This window comes from Butyrivibrio sp. AE3006 (genome assembly GCF_000424165.1).
Classification (GTDB): domain Bacteria; phylum Bacillota; class Clostridia; order Lachnospirales; family Lachnospiraceae; genus Butyrivibrio.
On the sequence record NZ_AUJJ01000009.1, the window covers coordinates 209,824 to 223,801 of the forward strand.

The following is a 13,978-nucleotide window of genomic DNA, read 5'->3' on the forward strand; positions in this document are numbered from 1 at the left end:
TGATAATTAAATGATAACAGTTAATCAAGCTGTTGTATAATACATATAATAGTAGATGTATTATACCTAATAGGTATGACTTAACAACAGTCACGAGGAAACTATTTATCATCTTTGGTGAAAACAATCAAAGTAAAAGCGCAGAAAGGTGGAACGGGTATGGAACTCAGGCACATAAGGTATTTTCTTACAGTTGCAGAAGAAGGTAGTTTTACAAAAGCGGCGGAAAGACTTAATATTGCTCAGCCTCCCCTAAGCCGTCAGATAAGAGATCTTGAGGAAGAATTAAACTCAAAACTGTTTGTACGCAAGGCAAGAGGTCTTGCGCTTACAGAGGAGGGGACCAGATTTCTTCAATATGCCCGTCGTATCAAGCAGCTGGCTGACCAATCTGTAGAAGATATAAGTAAAATGAATGAGGGCCTTACAGGCAGACTATATCTTGCTACTGTGGAAGGTCATGCCCCTGAGCTTTTTGCCAACTGGATAAGCGAATTCAAGAAGAAATATCCACTGGTAGAGTACGAAGTTTGGAACGGGAACTCAGACGATGTTATAAAAAGGGTCCACTCAGGACTTAATGAGGTAGGCGTCATAACCCTTCCTTACGATGAAGAGGGTCTGGATGGGCGCCTTATTTATAGTGAGCCCTGGGTTGCAATCATTCCGGAAGACCATCCCTTAGCTAAAGAAAAGGGAGATAGCATCGAGCTTAAAAAGCTTGCACCATATGAACTCATCATCCCGTCCCGAAGATCCAGAAGAAAAGAGATTGAGAACTGGTTTGCGCCGCTAAAGTGCCAGCCAAAGATAATCTGCCGAATGGCCCACATGTTAAATGCCTATGAGCTTACATCCAAGGGAGTGGGAATTGCAATTTACCCTGCTTCCGCTGCCAAATATGTTAATGGCGGAGTCGTAATCAAACGAATAATAAAACCCGATGTCACAGCCGGCTATGTTCTTGTAAAAAGCGCTGAGCGTGATCTCTCAAAGGTGGCTATGGAATTTTGGGATATGGTCAATGAGATGTACGACTCAGGAAAATAAAGAGGTGGAAAATCTGTCACGCCTCTATTTTGAGAGATATGGTTATTTTCTCTGCGCAGACATGATGCAGAGAGTCTTGCTAAAGTCGTTCAAATGGCTTTTACGCCTCTATTTTAGGGAGATTTTCGATTTTCTCTGCGCAAAAACCGGCTTTATAGCATTTCAGAAAAAATCCGCGCCTCTATTTTCAATGAAATCTTTATTTTCTCTGCGCGAGAGCTCTGCTTCGAGCTTTCAAAAGCTGTTCAAGAGCGATACCGCGCCTCTATTTTGGCGATAATTGTGTTTTCCGCTGCGCAGGAAGGATTTGTCTCTATTTCATAATTATGCTCGCGCCTCTATTTTGTCCAAAATCAGTATTTTCTCTGCTCGAAAAGAATTAGGAATAGATAGTTTATGCCATTTCTGAAAATTAGATGTATAACGCGGGAAAACAGCAGTGTGATAAAATCTGCCATACTTTCCATAAATAAATACCGGGTAAACAATCTTAAAAGAGAATAAAATAACACCGGCACTTATTGAAAAAGCCCTTGCAGGGGCGGACAATTGTAGTAGATGTGTTGCCGAAAGTGGTGGATTCATAATGAATTTATGGCACAAATACTATGATGGAGGTATTTTTATGAGGGTAAACAAAAAGAGTAGTAATAGGTTTTTATCTTTTATGCTGGCTTTTGCCTTAGCATTGACGATGTGTATCGGATTTATGCCGCAGAAGGTTTTGGCGGTAACAAATTGTAGAGTGTGTGCATATACTGATGGAACTGTAAAAGAAGTTGAGGGAGCTGCTCCTACTACATCAGACATGGTTATGGACTGTTGGTTCGAAAGTGATGGTAATCCATCAGATTTTATCAGCTATTCCGGATCAAATTTGACAATTAATAATTTAGTGACTAGCTATTTTAAAATACTAAAAGAAAATCAGACACTAATAGTAAATGGGAATTGTACCTTTGAATCATATATGGTGGAAGCAACAACTCCTAAATTGATAATTCAAATGACAAAAGGTGCAAAACTTAATGTTGGAGATTTTAATGGCGGTGAAATGACTGGTAAATCAGTTTCTGATGCCATCACAGCAGGATTGATAGAAATAAAAGGTGGAAAGCTGTCAGCAGATGGCATGACTATAGAATCCGATGATGATGCAATTGACCCTACAAGTGGGGCAAGCTCAAATACGGGCGAGAACACAGGCACTGATATTAAGGTTGGCGATACTGTTACAGGAAAAGACGCAACATCTAAGGATTCCGCAACCTACAAGGTAACAGGAACAGATGAAGGAAAGCGTTCTGTAACATACGAGAAGCCCGCTGAGAATGCATCAGGCACAGAAGAAATTAAAGCTTCTGTTATCCTTAAGGACGGCAATGAGTACAAGGTAACAGCAATTGGCGATGGTGCATTCAAGAATTTCGAGAAGAAGGACGATATTGCCAAGATCATTATTGGTGATAACGTTGAGCAAATCGGTAAGAGTGCCTGCGAAGATCTTAAGAATGTTAAAGAAATAAAGATCGGAAAGAACGTTAAGAAGATTGGCGCCAAAGCATTTAAGGGCTGCGTAGCTCTTACAAAGTGCGACGTTCCTGATAACGTTGAGGAAATCGGTGAGTCTGCCAACGAAGGCTGCAAAAAGTTGACAAAGCTTACAATTGGAAAGAAAGTAAAGAAGATTGGCAAAAAAGCATACTATCAGTCCGGTCTTAAGAATATCAAAGTTAAGTCTTCAAAGCTCACCAAGGCCAGCAAGATTGGTAAGAATGCCTTTGGTAAGATAAATAAAAAGGCAAAGGTTAAAATGAAGATGACCAAATCTGAAGCAAAGAAAGCTAAAGCACCTACAATAAAGGTATTCAAGAACAAGAAGATTGGTTATGTTAAGACATGGTCGGTTAGCTAAATAATTTAAAATAATAGCGATAACGCTAGAGAAAATGAGCTACAGGTTACTTAATTTTGAGTAGCCTGTAGCTTTTTTGCGTGTGGGGTATTACTCTAATGTGTGGACAGAATTGGAATGAATATGTGGGAAAGGGTTTATAGTTATGAAAAAGTTTGCACTGATTAAAGAAATATCCATTTTGACGATTGCCACGACGATTGTTGGGGCTGCTGTTTTCTTTTTTCTAATGCCAAGTCATGCATCGGTCAGTAGTATATCCGGATTAGCAATTGTATTGACAAATTTTATACCTTTACAGGTTTCAACGATAACCATGATAATGAACGTATTTCTGCTGATAATCGGTTTTATCACCTGCGGGGCGGAGTTTGGTTATAAGACAGTATATACATCAATTTTGCTGCCGGTGGTTATTGGAATATTTGAAAGGTGTTTTCCGGATTTTGTTTCTTTTACAGGAGATGCGACACTTGACGTTCTTTGCTACATATTTACTGTAAGTATAGGCATCGCGATCTTGTTTAACAGGAATGCATCTTCAGGTGGTCTGGATATTGTGGCAAAAATTCTTAACAAATATCTGAAAATTGACCTTGGAAAGGCGATGTCTGCAGCAGGACTGTGCGTTGCTGTATCCTCAATCCTTGTTTATGACACAAAGACACTTATACTTAGTATTCTTGGAACATATTTTAATGGCATGATCCTTGATCATTTCATATTTGACCAGAAACTTAAAAGAAGAGTCTGTATCGTTTCTCCTTTTGAAAAAGAGATACGAAACTACATACTTAATGAGCTGCACAGCGGTGCAAGCATTTACAAGGTTATTGGTGCTTACCGCATGCAGGAGCACAATGAGATTATAACTATTGTAGATAAAAGTGAATTTCAGAAACTTATGACTTTTATAAATAAAATAGACCCTCAGGCATTCATAACTGTATATAAGGTCAGTGATATGCAGTACAGATCAAAGTCCATGCCTGAGAGGATTTTCGAGGAATAATGCAAAATTACAACTGTATTGTATGAGTCAGCATGGCAAGAGCGGCTCCCTGTCCCCAGGGGTAATGACCATAGACTTGTCTGTGAACTCCTATGTCCTCACAGCCAGAAAGGGACTTTTGGACAGAACCCTTATCTGTATGAAGGAGTAAAAAGTCCTGCATTCGTAATAGAGCTTTTGTTATTTTATCTTCATTTATATCTGAGTCGCCTATAATATCAGAAATAGCCTCTAAGCTTTCTTCTCTAAAAAGTCCGCACTCAAGAGTCTTGGCTAATGCATATCCAATCATAGCAGTAGCTGAGGTATCGGGTTCTCCTTCTATAGACTGAAGCTGCCAGGAAAAACCGCCATCAAGGCGCTGGTAGCTGAGCGTGGTCCTAACGAGATTAATGAACTGTTCTTTAATAATATCAAGCGTTTTCGAATCTATTCCTGCCGGAAGAATGACTTGACCTGCTGCATCATTATGAATATCTGATGTTTTATATATGCTGGTCAAAAATTCCGCGTATCCCATAATAAGCCACCCCATAGCTCTTCCCCAGCCAAGGAGTCCCAGCTTTTTAGCTGTTGACATAGTAAAGGCGTGATAGGGAAGACCTGACCTGAAGTCCATTCCATGGTCGTAGTAGTTTATCAGCTGCGTGGCTGCAAGCTCAAAGGCTTTATCATCAATTTCAGCGCCGTAGCGTGAGAGAAACATGGCACTTTGCCCTGCGCCATCTGCGAAGATATAGTCATTTCCCGCCTTGGGATTATAGATGATACTTCCTGTCCTGTTCTTGGGACTGTTATTCAGAAAATCATAAATCTTTGAAGCGCTTTGCTTAAGCTTCTCATCATCTGTTATTTTATACATTCCAAGAAGACCAGCACCAAAAACAGAGTCATCCACAAAGGATACCTTTTCGGAACCTTCATCCTGCCATTTTTTAATAAATGAATTGATGTCGGTTGTTATTTCTGTCTTGAGAGATTCAGAGATAACCGGAGATATGGCTTCCGTAAGACCAAACAGCAGAACTCCTGCCGGCCAGAATATCATGTCCTTTGTGGCAGAGGGGCGACCAAGGGCCTTTTTGGCAACGTCCTTCATGGAATCCTTGAGACTCCTCTTATGGATATTTGCAAGATCCTCTCTTGCTACAGATATAAATGATTCAAGTTCTTTGATCGTCATAAGATCTCCATTAAATTAATAGATATTGTATAAATAACAAACGTTTCAAGAAATAATAACGTCTAACAGGAATCACTTCCTTGATAACTTACTTTTGATTATTCCAAGCAGATAATTATATTCGTCTGTATTATGGAACATGATCCAGAACACACCATTAAAAATAACGGTAACTATTATGCCCATTATCACAAATGTAAAGATAGTGATATTCACAAGTACGGCTTTACTTATGAAGAAGCAGGCCACAATGATGGCAGCCTCCGTAAGTATGTATTTGGCACTGTCCAAAAAGTATGAGGATGAGCTCTTATCAAAGCAAACCTTATAGATAATGACAGGCTTTGTGATATTTGCTATAAGTCCTGACACTACAGTTCCTACATAGATACCTGCAAGACCGATCTTTTGAACAAGAACGATTGATATCACAAGGTTCACAAAGCCCTGAATAAGTGCCAGATACTTATCCTGTTCGAATACTCCGGCAGCGGTCTTGTAGTTGGATAAAACGATTCTGTCGCCCTTGAAATAGTAGTCGGTGATGAACAGGTAAACAGCCAGTGTGGGGAGCATCCAGGAGGGACCATGGCGCCTTACAATCCACAGATAGATCAGAGGCTGCAAAAGAATGAAAAATCCTGCAGCTGAAAAACCGTATACCCATGATGCAAAAAAGCGATATACTTTAAACAGCTTATATTGCTTTTCCTTGGATTCAGTAGCGATAAGGTTGCCAAAGCTGGATATAACCGAGTTGAATATGATGTTTACAAAGTTCGCAATGGTACCGGTAACAAGCGTATAGTTATCAACAACGCCTGCTATTCCAACCTCGATGAAGGCGGAAATTATAAGGGTGTCAGTCTGAAGTCTTGCCACATCTCCGACCTTATGAAGGACAAGAGCCTTTGTCTTGGACCAGACTTCGTCGTGCTCTTCTTTGGTCAGTGGTGTAATGTCCTTATCTCTAAGGTAAGGATAAAGCTTATCAAGGTATCTGCTGACAAAGAGCTTTTGTACAAGCTGGATTGCAGCATCTGTTAACAGATAAATATAAAAGTTCGGAATTACCAGAAGCACGATTATCTGGAAAAATACAGTGATTATCTTTGTCAGAGTGTTTATGTTGGTCTGAATGTAGTTTTTTTGCTCGGCATTTACCAGACTGTATTTATATGAAACAAAATATGTGCCTACAGTATTAAAAAGGAAAATCAGATAGTAAAAGGTAAGATCTCTGGGAGTGATATTTCCCGGGTTCTTTACAAGATATTTCAAAAAAGGAGTAAGGATAAGTCCTATAACAGCCACAACAATTGCGATTGTGTGGTAGGCCTTCCTGTACATCTGCATGTAGGACTTGATCTTTTCGGTATCTTTTCTGGCAACGGGGACATATAGAGAAAAATTAAGTGCCGTGCCTATACCAAGCTCTGCCATTGACAAAAGTGACAGAATGTTGCTGTACAGAGCGTTAACACCAAGGAGATCCTTGGACAGCTTGTATATGAAAATTGATCTTAATATGAAGGACATCAGGGCTGTTGCAAGCTGACCGATGTATCCGAATGTTATATTTTTAGCGGCGAGCTTTACTCTGCCCATGAAAATTGACCTCCGCAAGAGTTTTAACTATAATGTTTGGAGAATTGCGTTACTGTGATTACTACTTGTATTATGAAAAAGAGCAATCTCTTACACCATAATACAACGGATTATACCATATCTACAAAGGAGTATTAATATTATGAAAGAAAGAAACGTTTCTTTAGAAGGTAAGACAGTACTTGTTACAGGTGCTGCCGGATTCATTGGCTCACATCTGTCCACAAGACTTCTTGAGGAGTTTAAGGATATAAAGGTTATTGGCTACGATAACGTAAATGATTACTACGACGTTCGCCTAAAGGAGGAACGTCTTGAGAAGCTCTCAAAATATCCGGATTTCACTTTTGTTAAGGGTGATATTGCTGATAAGGCTGCAGTTGATGAGGTATTTGCAAAGTATAAGCCAGCAGTTGTAGTAAATCTGGCTGCTCAGGCAGGTGTAAGATACTCAATCGAGCACCCCGATGCTTATATCGAAGCTAACGTTATCGGATTTTTCAATATTCTTGAGGCTTGCAGACATTCAGAGCCCAAGGTAGAGCACCTCGTATATGCTTCAAGCTCATCCGTATATGGCGGAAACACCAAGCTTCCTTTCAGCACCAAGGACCAGGTTGATCACCCGCTTTCACTTTATGCTGCAACCAAGAAGTCTAACGAGCTTTTTGCTTATTCCTACAGTAACCTCTATGGAATGGCTACAACAGGTCTTAGATTCTTCACAGTATACGGACCTATGGGAAGACCTGATATGGCTCTTTTCCTCTTTGCTGATAAGCTTCTTAGAGGCGATAAGATTCAGATCTTTAACTATGGTAACTGCAAGAGAGACTTTACCTATGTTGATGATATAGTAACGGGTGTTGTTAATGTAATGCAGCACAAGCCTGATGAAGATGAGAAGGGTAATCGCTATAAGGTTTACAATATCGGTAACCACAGCCCTGAGAATCTTATGGACTTTGTTGATCTTCTTCAGAAGGAGCTTGTTGCCCATGATCTTCTTCCCAAGGATTTCGATTTCGAGGCACACAGAGAGCTTCTTCCCATGCAGGCAGGTGACGTAGAGGCTACCTTCGCAGATGTTGAGGATCTTATGAATGACTTCGACTTTAAGCCTGACACACCTCTTAAGGAAGGTATTCACAACTTCGTAGACTGGTATGCAGGATACGTAAAAAGAAGAGACGCTTAAGAAGGCGTAGCTATCCCGTATAGGGACAATTTAGAACTGCTATAGTTCACTATATGTAAAGATTAAAGGTGTTATCAATGGATAAAATAATGCAGAGTCGCATGGACAGAGGTTTCATGCGCCATCAGGAAGAATATGAACAGAAGGCCCTTGACGTTCTCCGCTCAGGCTGGTACATCCTCGGAAAAGAGGTTGAGAGCTTTGAGGAAGAATTTGCTTCTTATGTTGGAACAAAGTACAGCGTAGGACTTGCCAGCGGACTTGATGCCCTTTGGCTCGCCTTCAGGGTTCTTGGAATTGGTAAGGGCGATGAGGTAATCGTTCAGGGTAATACATATATAGCAAGTGTTATGGGTATAACCATAAACGATGCCACACCGGTTTTTGTTGAGCCTGATGAGCATTATCAGATAGATGTTGATAAAATAGAAGAGAAGATAACTGATAAGACAAAGGCAATCCTGGTTGTTCATCTTTATGGACAGGCAGCCCGCATGGACAAGGTTACAGAGCTTTGCAAAAAGTACAATCTCAGACTTGTTGAGGACTGTGCCCAGTCCCACGGAGCATGCTTTAATGGGAAAATGACAGGCAGCTTTGGTGATATCGGATGTTTTTCTTTCTATCCTTCCAAGAATATGGGAGCTTTTGGTGATGCCGGAGCTATTACCACAGATGATCCCGAGCTTGCAAGACTTATGAAGATCTATCGCAACTACGGAAGCGAGAAGAGATACCATAACATGGTTGTGGGTGCCAACTCAAGACTTGATGAGATGCAGGCAGGACTTTTAAGAGTAAGGCTTAAGTATATTCAGGAGATTACAGAGGAGCGTACCCAGATAGCTAAGCGCTACGCAGAAGGTATTACCAATCCTCTTTTCATTAAGCCTGAGGTTGCAGATGGTGCCACCAGCGTATGGCATCAGTATGTAATAAGAGTACCTCAGTACAGAGATGAGCTTATGGCTTATCTTGCCGATAATAACATAACAACGATTATTCATTATCCGATACCGCCTCATCTTTCACAGGCCTACGAGTATCTTGGATTTAAGAGGGGAGACTTCCCTATAACCGAGAGCTGCGCCGATGAGGTTCTGTCACTTCCTATCTATGCAGGAATGACGGATGAAGAGATGGATTATGTGATTGATCGTTTGAATTCATTCAGAGCGGAGTAAGAATCTTAATGGGGGAAATAATTTCGATCGAAAATGATAAGTTCAAAATGAAGGAAGGCATCAGAAAGCTGAGGATAGCACTGTTTGTCGGTAACATAATAGCTGTTATCCCTGTCTTTTTGATTGCTCTTTTCAATGTCCCTGCTGCTGACGATTTTAGTATGGCCTTTGAGGTTCATGAGGCTTTCCTGGAGTCGGGCAGCGTTTTTGCGGCTATTTTTAAGGGCATATACATGGGATATTGGTACTACATGAACTGGACCGGTTATTTCTTTTCAGATGCTCTTACAGCACTTGCACCCAGTGTTTTTCATGAGAGTCTTTATTTCCTTGGAACCTTCGGTATTCTGATTATGTTTTCCTTTGGTTTCTGGTTTTTCATGAGGCAGCTCCTTACAAAGACTCTTCGTCTTGGCAATGATATAACAGGATGCATAACAAGTATCACCTATGCGATCCTTCTCCATACGCTGCCTGTAAATGCCCGCTGCGAGAGTTTTTTCTGGTATAGCGGAGCTATAAACTATATGTTTATGTTTTCACTGTCCCTTCTGTGGCTTGGGCTTATGATAAAGCTTGCAACGGATGTCGATACAAAGCTTTATGCAAAGCTTCTGATTTCGCTTCTTGGCTTTTTGCTTGGAGGCGCAAATTATATGACAGCCCTCAGCATGGCAATAATATCTGCTTGTATTTTATTTATAGCTGTCTATTACAGCGTATTTGACGGGGCTGATGCTGACAGGAAGTTCAATATGAGCCGCTATAAGCTGACAGCTATCTGTCTGAAGCTTTCTTCTGTGAGAAAGCTTGTTATGCCTTCGATATTCATGATCGTAGGATTTATCTGCTCAGTGGTTGCTCCCGGTAATTCAGTCAGATCCAAGGAAACCTTCTTTGGTCCTGTTAAAACGGTTCTTATATCCATCTACTACACTCTTGAAAGGATGTTTGGAGAGTGGCTTACATTCCCTGTTATGTTTATGTTAGCACTCCTTGTGCCTTTTTTGTGGAAGGCTGCCGGTAAGATCAGGAAGTTCTATAAGTTTGAGCATCCTGTACTTTTTGGCGCTTTTGCTATTCTTCTTGCTTCTGCCAATATCACGCCACCTCTTTATGCCACAGGCAATATCATCGCAGGCAGAATTCAGGGAATCTACTATATGCAGGGCATGCTTTTGCTGATACTGCTGGTTGGATATCTTTGCGGATGGGTGAGAGTTCATGTAAAAGTATCTTCGTTCAAGGATTTCCAGGGCGTGTATGTATTTGTTACTCTTATCTTTGTGGTTGGTTCATGCTTTGCTATTAAGGCTGATCCCCATGTTTACACAGGAACTTCCGCTGTTTATGATCTGGCAACAGGGAAAGCAGGAACCTATAAGGCAGAATTTAAGGAAAGACTTAAGGTTCTTAAGGATGATTCCGTTAAAGATGTTAAACTTAAGCCCTATTCCGTAAAACCGGAGCTTCTTTATTTTTCTGATATAACGGATGATGCTTCTGACTGGCTTAATAATGCAGTAGCTGAGTATTATCACAAAGATTCTGTGGTTCTTGATAAGAAAAACTGACGTGGAGGTTCATACCTTTTGAACAAAAATAGAACTTTAGAAAGGGTAGCTCTTGCCGTAATGCTTCTGATAGCAGTAGTGGCAAGGCTTATCATGATTCCGGAGGTTACGCTTTCCCCGGATTATAATTGCTATTATCTTCCCTGGGTTAATGCCTACAGAGAATATGGCATTCTCACAGGACTTGGCAAAAACATAGGGGACTACTATGTGCCCTATAATATCATGTACGCTATCTGCTCGCTTTTACCCTGTGAGCCGTACATTCCGTTAGCTATCTTTTCCTTTATTGCAGAGATTGTAAGCGCAGTTCATATCAGGAAAATCGTAATCTTTCTTTTGGGCGAGCGAGGAGTTTTGCAGGAGGAAGCTGAAACAAAAGCTAATTTTGCCGCAGCGCTTTCGCTTTTACTGCCCTTTGTTATGTTTAACGGAGCCCTTTGGAAGCAGTGCGATGCAATTTACGTGGTATTTATCGTAATCGCCATATATTACCTTTTAAAGGATCAGTACAGAGCTGCATTTATCTTTTTTGCCATATCCTTTGGCTTCAAGCTTCAGGCGATTTTATTTGTACCCTTCTTTTTTATGATCTATCTGGTAAAGAAGGGCTTTAGTATCCTTGAATTTGCATGGATTCCTGTTATGTATCTGATTATGGGTCTTCCCTCAGTTCTTTGTAAAAAGGGCATAAGGGACACCTATTTTGCCTACATGTCACAGACTCAGGAGACCACAACAGAAGGCTACGGCATGGTTTCATACTATCCAAATATCTACAACTTTGGGCTGGATAATCTGGATGAGTATTTAAAGCTTCCTGCCATAGCGCTTACAGCGGGAATTCTTCTTGGACTTGTAATATATGCCTATCGTAAGAGGGATTTTTTACAGCAAAAAGAAAATGCCATCATGTTCGGACTTTTGATGGCATGGACCTGCACCATGTTCCTTCCTGGAATGCATGAGAGATATGACTATGCCATAGTTCTTCTTATGACAGCTGTGTGTGCCTTCGTAAAGCGTGAGCTTTGGCCCATAGTTCTTGTAATGAATATCTGCTCGCTTCTTGTATATGTGATAGTGCTCTTTGGACAGTACAGTATTTCAATGATACCCATATCTCTGGCAGAGATTGCTGCCTATGGCTATTTTGTATTCTACGTATTTAAAGCATTTGCAAAAAATAGGGGCTGTCGCACTAAGAATGATCTGGGGTCTGTCAAGTAGACAGGCAAAACAAACAAAATAACATCAAACGAAAAGGTGGTCACATAAACAGTGATCACCTTTTTACTTTGTCGATGGTTGTATCCATCATATTTATCCTTGGTCTGCTTGTTGACTACTATAACTGCCAGGAAATAACTGTCAACCCTGCGCCAAGCGCACCGCGGAGCGGCGTTGGGGTTGACTGATATTTCCTGACAGTTATTCTGTAGTCAAGCAGATCAAGGATATTTGTGCGCTTTAGCGCACTTTATTCAAGGGCAGAGTCGCCAGACTCTGGCTTCGTTTTTGATAGATGATTATGCTGCCCACTTTGCCTTGTACTTCTGGATGCGCTTGTTCTCCGCAATAGGATAATCCTCTGGAGTGTCTGTGAGCAGAGCTTCCTGACGTACTTCTGCCGGAGCCTTTCCTTTAAATCTTTCCTGTGGACGTTCATATGTGTAGAAGTGGAGATATTTTTCTATTGCATCTCTGAGCGATGTTTCGTCGTTTATGTCATACATTGCATACATTTCTGTCTTGATTATTCCCCAGAATCCCTCTGTAGGACCATTATCAATGCAATGTCCAACCCTGGACATTGACTGATCCATTCCTTGGTTCTGAAGCTTCATTTGGAATACTTTGCTGGTGTATTGAAATCCACGATCTGAATGGAACAGAGGTGTGGCATCCGGATATGCCTCTATTGCCTTATCAAATGTTTTGAAAACTAATGCATTATTGTTTCTTGTACTGATTACATATGATACCGGAACACGATCATAGAGGTCCAGAATAGCGCTTAGATATAGTTTTTTATTGACCTCTGGAATCTTGAATTCTGTAACGTCAGTAGCCCACTTCTCGTTAGGTTTGTCAGCATGGAAATCTCTGTTAAGCTTGTTTGCTGCAACTGTTTCCGGTGTAGCATACGTATACTGTTTTCTCTTTTGACGTATAATGGCATGGATCCCAAGAGCCTTCATGATCCTGTGTATGCGTTTGACCTTGTATTCAGTACCATTGAAATGATTTATGTACAGTGTCATACGTCTGTATCCAAGGATATGGCCAAAGCGATCGTCATACTCTCTTATGAGTTCAGCAATCTTATGGTCCTCTAGTTCTTCTTCGGGGATCTCCCGATTAAGCCATTTGTAATAAGCTGCGTGTGATACACCCAGTGTTTTACACATCCAGTTTATACTCCAGTGCTTTTCATTGTAGAAAGACTGTATTGCTATATATTTGCACTCAAACCTAACCTTACCGAGCCTCACATCCCTTCCAATTCTCTCACTTTTTTTAACAGTTCAACAGTCATATCCCTTTCCTGAAGCTGTCGTTTAAGTCGCAGGTTTTCTCTGCGTAAGCGTTCAAGTTCATTAACTTCATCATCTGTTTTGTGATGTCCACGCTTATCAATGAGGGCGTCTTCTCCGTTAGCATCAAACTTCCTCACCCAGCTGTACACCTGTGTATAGGAAACATCATAGGTGGCTGCTGTACCTTTATAATCGCGATCATGATCAATGCAGTACTTAACGATTTCCTTACGTTCTTCAATAGTGGTTTTTCTTCTAGCTTCTGCCATATAGACCTCCCGCTTAGGATCATAATCCTTAAGCTCTCTATTGGCATTATACTTTTTTATCCACCGTCTTAAAACCGTCGTGCTTGAGATATCATATTTAGCAGTTATGTCTGTTATTGATCCTTTTCCTGATAAATAATCCTCAACTGCATTTATTTTAGTAATTGAAGAATACGATTTCGCCGTCGAATGATCATCCGAAAAAGCACTCGCTCCTCTAAGTTTATACTTCGCAACCCATTGTCTCAGTGCTGAATCTGAACGTGTTTCTTTATTATAATGAATTCCATTACGCTCACATACATCATAAGAGTTATACTTTCCCGACAGATAATCTTCACAAGCTCTGATTTTTTGCGCTGCACTATATTTATAAGAAAACACAAAAATACCTCCAAAGTAGACTTTGGTTATTTAACCTATCTACTTTGGAGGTATCATATCA

11 protein-coding genes are annotated in these 13,978 nt (G+C 40.6%); 7 read left to right on the forward strand and 4 right to left on the reverse strand.

Translation table 11 applies throughout. The features are described from left to right. Positions 1-159 precede the first annotated feature (159 nt). From G603_RS0106225 to G603_RS0106240, 3 genes are all read left to right on the forward strand, one after another. On the forward strand, positions 160-1,050 hold the full coding sequence (locus G603_RS0106225) for a LysR family transcriptional regulator (protein ID WP_026669659.1): 891 nt from the start codon (positions 160-162) through the stop codon (positions 1,048-1,050). A gap of 625 nt (positions 1,051-1,675) precedes the next feature. Continuing rightward, positions 1,676-2,965 carry a leucine-rich repeat domain-containing protein gene (locus tag G603_RS0106235; RefSeq protein WP_026669661.1) on the forward strand — a complete coding sequence of 430 codons (1,290 nt, stop codon included), beginning with the start codon at positions 1,676-1,678 and terminating at the stop codon, positions 2,963-2,965. 145 nt (positions 2,966-3,110) lie between these two features. Beyond that, a complete protein-coding gene (locus G603_RS0106240; RefSeq protein WP_026524616.1) occupies positions 3,111-3,977 on the forward strand; it encodes a YitT family protein in 867 nt (288 codons plus the stop codon). A 7-nt stretch (positions 3,978-3,984) separates the two neighbouring features. On the opposite strand, the gene G603_RS0106245 is transcribed toward G603_RS0106240, so the two are convergent. Continuing rightward, positions 3,985-5,160 (reverse strand): glycoside hydrolase family 88 protein, encoded by a 1,176-nt coding sequence (locus tag G603_RS0106245; RefSeq protein ID WP_026669662.1) that lies wholly within the window; start codon positions 5,158-5,160, stop codon positions 3,985-3,987. 72 nt (positions 5,161-5,232) lie between these two features. Further along, positions 5,233-6,768, reverse strand: a complete 1,536-nt coding sequence (locus G603_RS0106250) for a lipopolysaccharide biosynthesis protein (RefSeq protein ID WP_026669663.1) — start codon at positions 6,766-6,768, stop codon at positions 5,233-5,235. Positions 6,769-6,910: 142 nt separating this feature from the next. On the opposite strand from G603_RS0106250, the gene G603_RS0106255 reads away from it, so the two are divergent. The 4 genes from G603_RS0106255 to G603_RS0106270 all read left to right on the forward strand — a co-directional run bounded on the left by G603_RS0106255 (position 6,911) and on the right by G603_RS0106270 (position 11,954). Beyond that, the gene (locus G603_RS0106255) at positions 6,911-7,966 is read left to right on the forward strand and encodes an NAD-dependent epimerase/dehydratase family protein (RefSeq protein WP_026524613.1); all 1,056 of its coding nucleotides are present in this window, start codon (positions 6,911-6,913) and stop codon (positions 7,964-7,966) included. 77 nt (positions 7,967-8,043) lie between these two features. Beyond that, positions 8,044-9,150 carry a DegT/DnrJ/EryC1/StrS family aminotransferase gene (locus G603_RS0106260; protein ID WP_026669664.1) on the forward strand — a complete coding sequence of 369 codons (1,107 nt, stop codon included), beginning with the start codon at positions 8,044-8,046 and terminating at the stop codon, positions 9,148-9,150. An 8-nt stretch (positions 9,151-9,158) separates the two neighbouring features. Then, entirely contained in the window at positions 9,159-10,724 is a 1,566-nt protein-coding gene (locus G603_RS0106265; RefSeq protein WP_026669665.1) for a DUF6056 family protein, read from the forward strand. An 18-nt stretch (positions 10,725-10,742) separates the two neighbouring features. Further along, positions 10,743-11,954, forward strand: coding sequence for a glycosyltransferase 87 family protein (locus G603_RS0106270; RefSeq protein WP_026669666.1), 1,212 nt, complete (start codon positions 10,743-10,745; stop codon positions 11,952-11,954). Between the two features lie 299 nt (positions 11,955-12,253). Here G603_RS0106270 and G603_RS0106275 read toward each other — a convergent pair whose 3' ends face one another. Beyond that, positions 12,254-13,219, reverse strand: a complete 966-nt coding sequence (locus tag G603_RS0106275; protein WP_026669667.1) for an IS3 family transposase — start codon at positions 13,217-13,219, stop codon at positions 12,254-12,256. Then, the gene (locus G603_RS0106280) at positions 13,216-13,917 is read right to left on the reverse strand and encodes a helix-turn-helix domain-containing protein (RefSeq protein WP_051207548.1); all 702 of its coding nucleotides are present in this window, start codon (positions 13,915-13,917) and stop codon (positions 13,216-13,218) included. The genes G603_RS0106275 and G603_RS0106280 overlap by 4 nt, the downstream gene beginning before the upstream one ends. Between the last annotated feature and the right edge of the window lie 61 nt (positions 13,918-13,978).

Bases quoted from the DNA above. Each gene is read 5' to 3' on its own strand.
- G603_RS0106225 (WP_026669659.1), top strand. From the start codon at position 160: ATGGAACTCAGGCACATAAGGTATTTTCTTACAGTTGCAGAAGAAGGT.
- G603_RS0106235 (WP_026669661.1), top strand. From the start codon at position 1,676: ATGAGGGTAAACAAAAAGAGTAGTAATAGGTTTTTATCTTTTATGCTG.
- G603_RS0106240 (WP_026524616.1), top strand. From the start codon at position 3,111: ATGAAAAAGTTTGCACTGATTAAAGAAATATCCATTTTGACGATTGCC.
- G603_RS0106245 (WP_026669662.1), bottom strand. From the start codon at position 5,160: ATGACGATCAAAGAACTTGAATCATTTATATCTGTAGCAAGAGAGGAT.
- G603_RS0106250 (WP_026669663.1), bottom strand. From the start codon at position 6,768: ATGGGCAGAGTAAAGCTCGCCGCTAAAAATATAACATTCGGATACATC.
- G603_RS0106255 (WP_026524613.1), top strand. From the start codon at position 6,911: ATGAAAGAAAGAAACGTTTCTTTAGAAGGTAAGACAGTACTTGTTACA.
- G603_RS0106260 (WP_026669664.1), top strand. From the start codon at position 8,044: ATGGATAAAATAATGCAGAGTCGCATGGACAGAGGTTTCATGCGCCAT.
- G603_RS0106265 (WP_026669665.1), top strand. From the start codon at position 9,159: ATGGGGGAAATAATTTCGATCGAAAATGATAAGTTCAAAATGAAGGAA.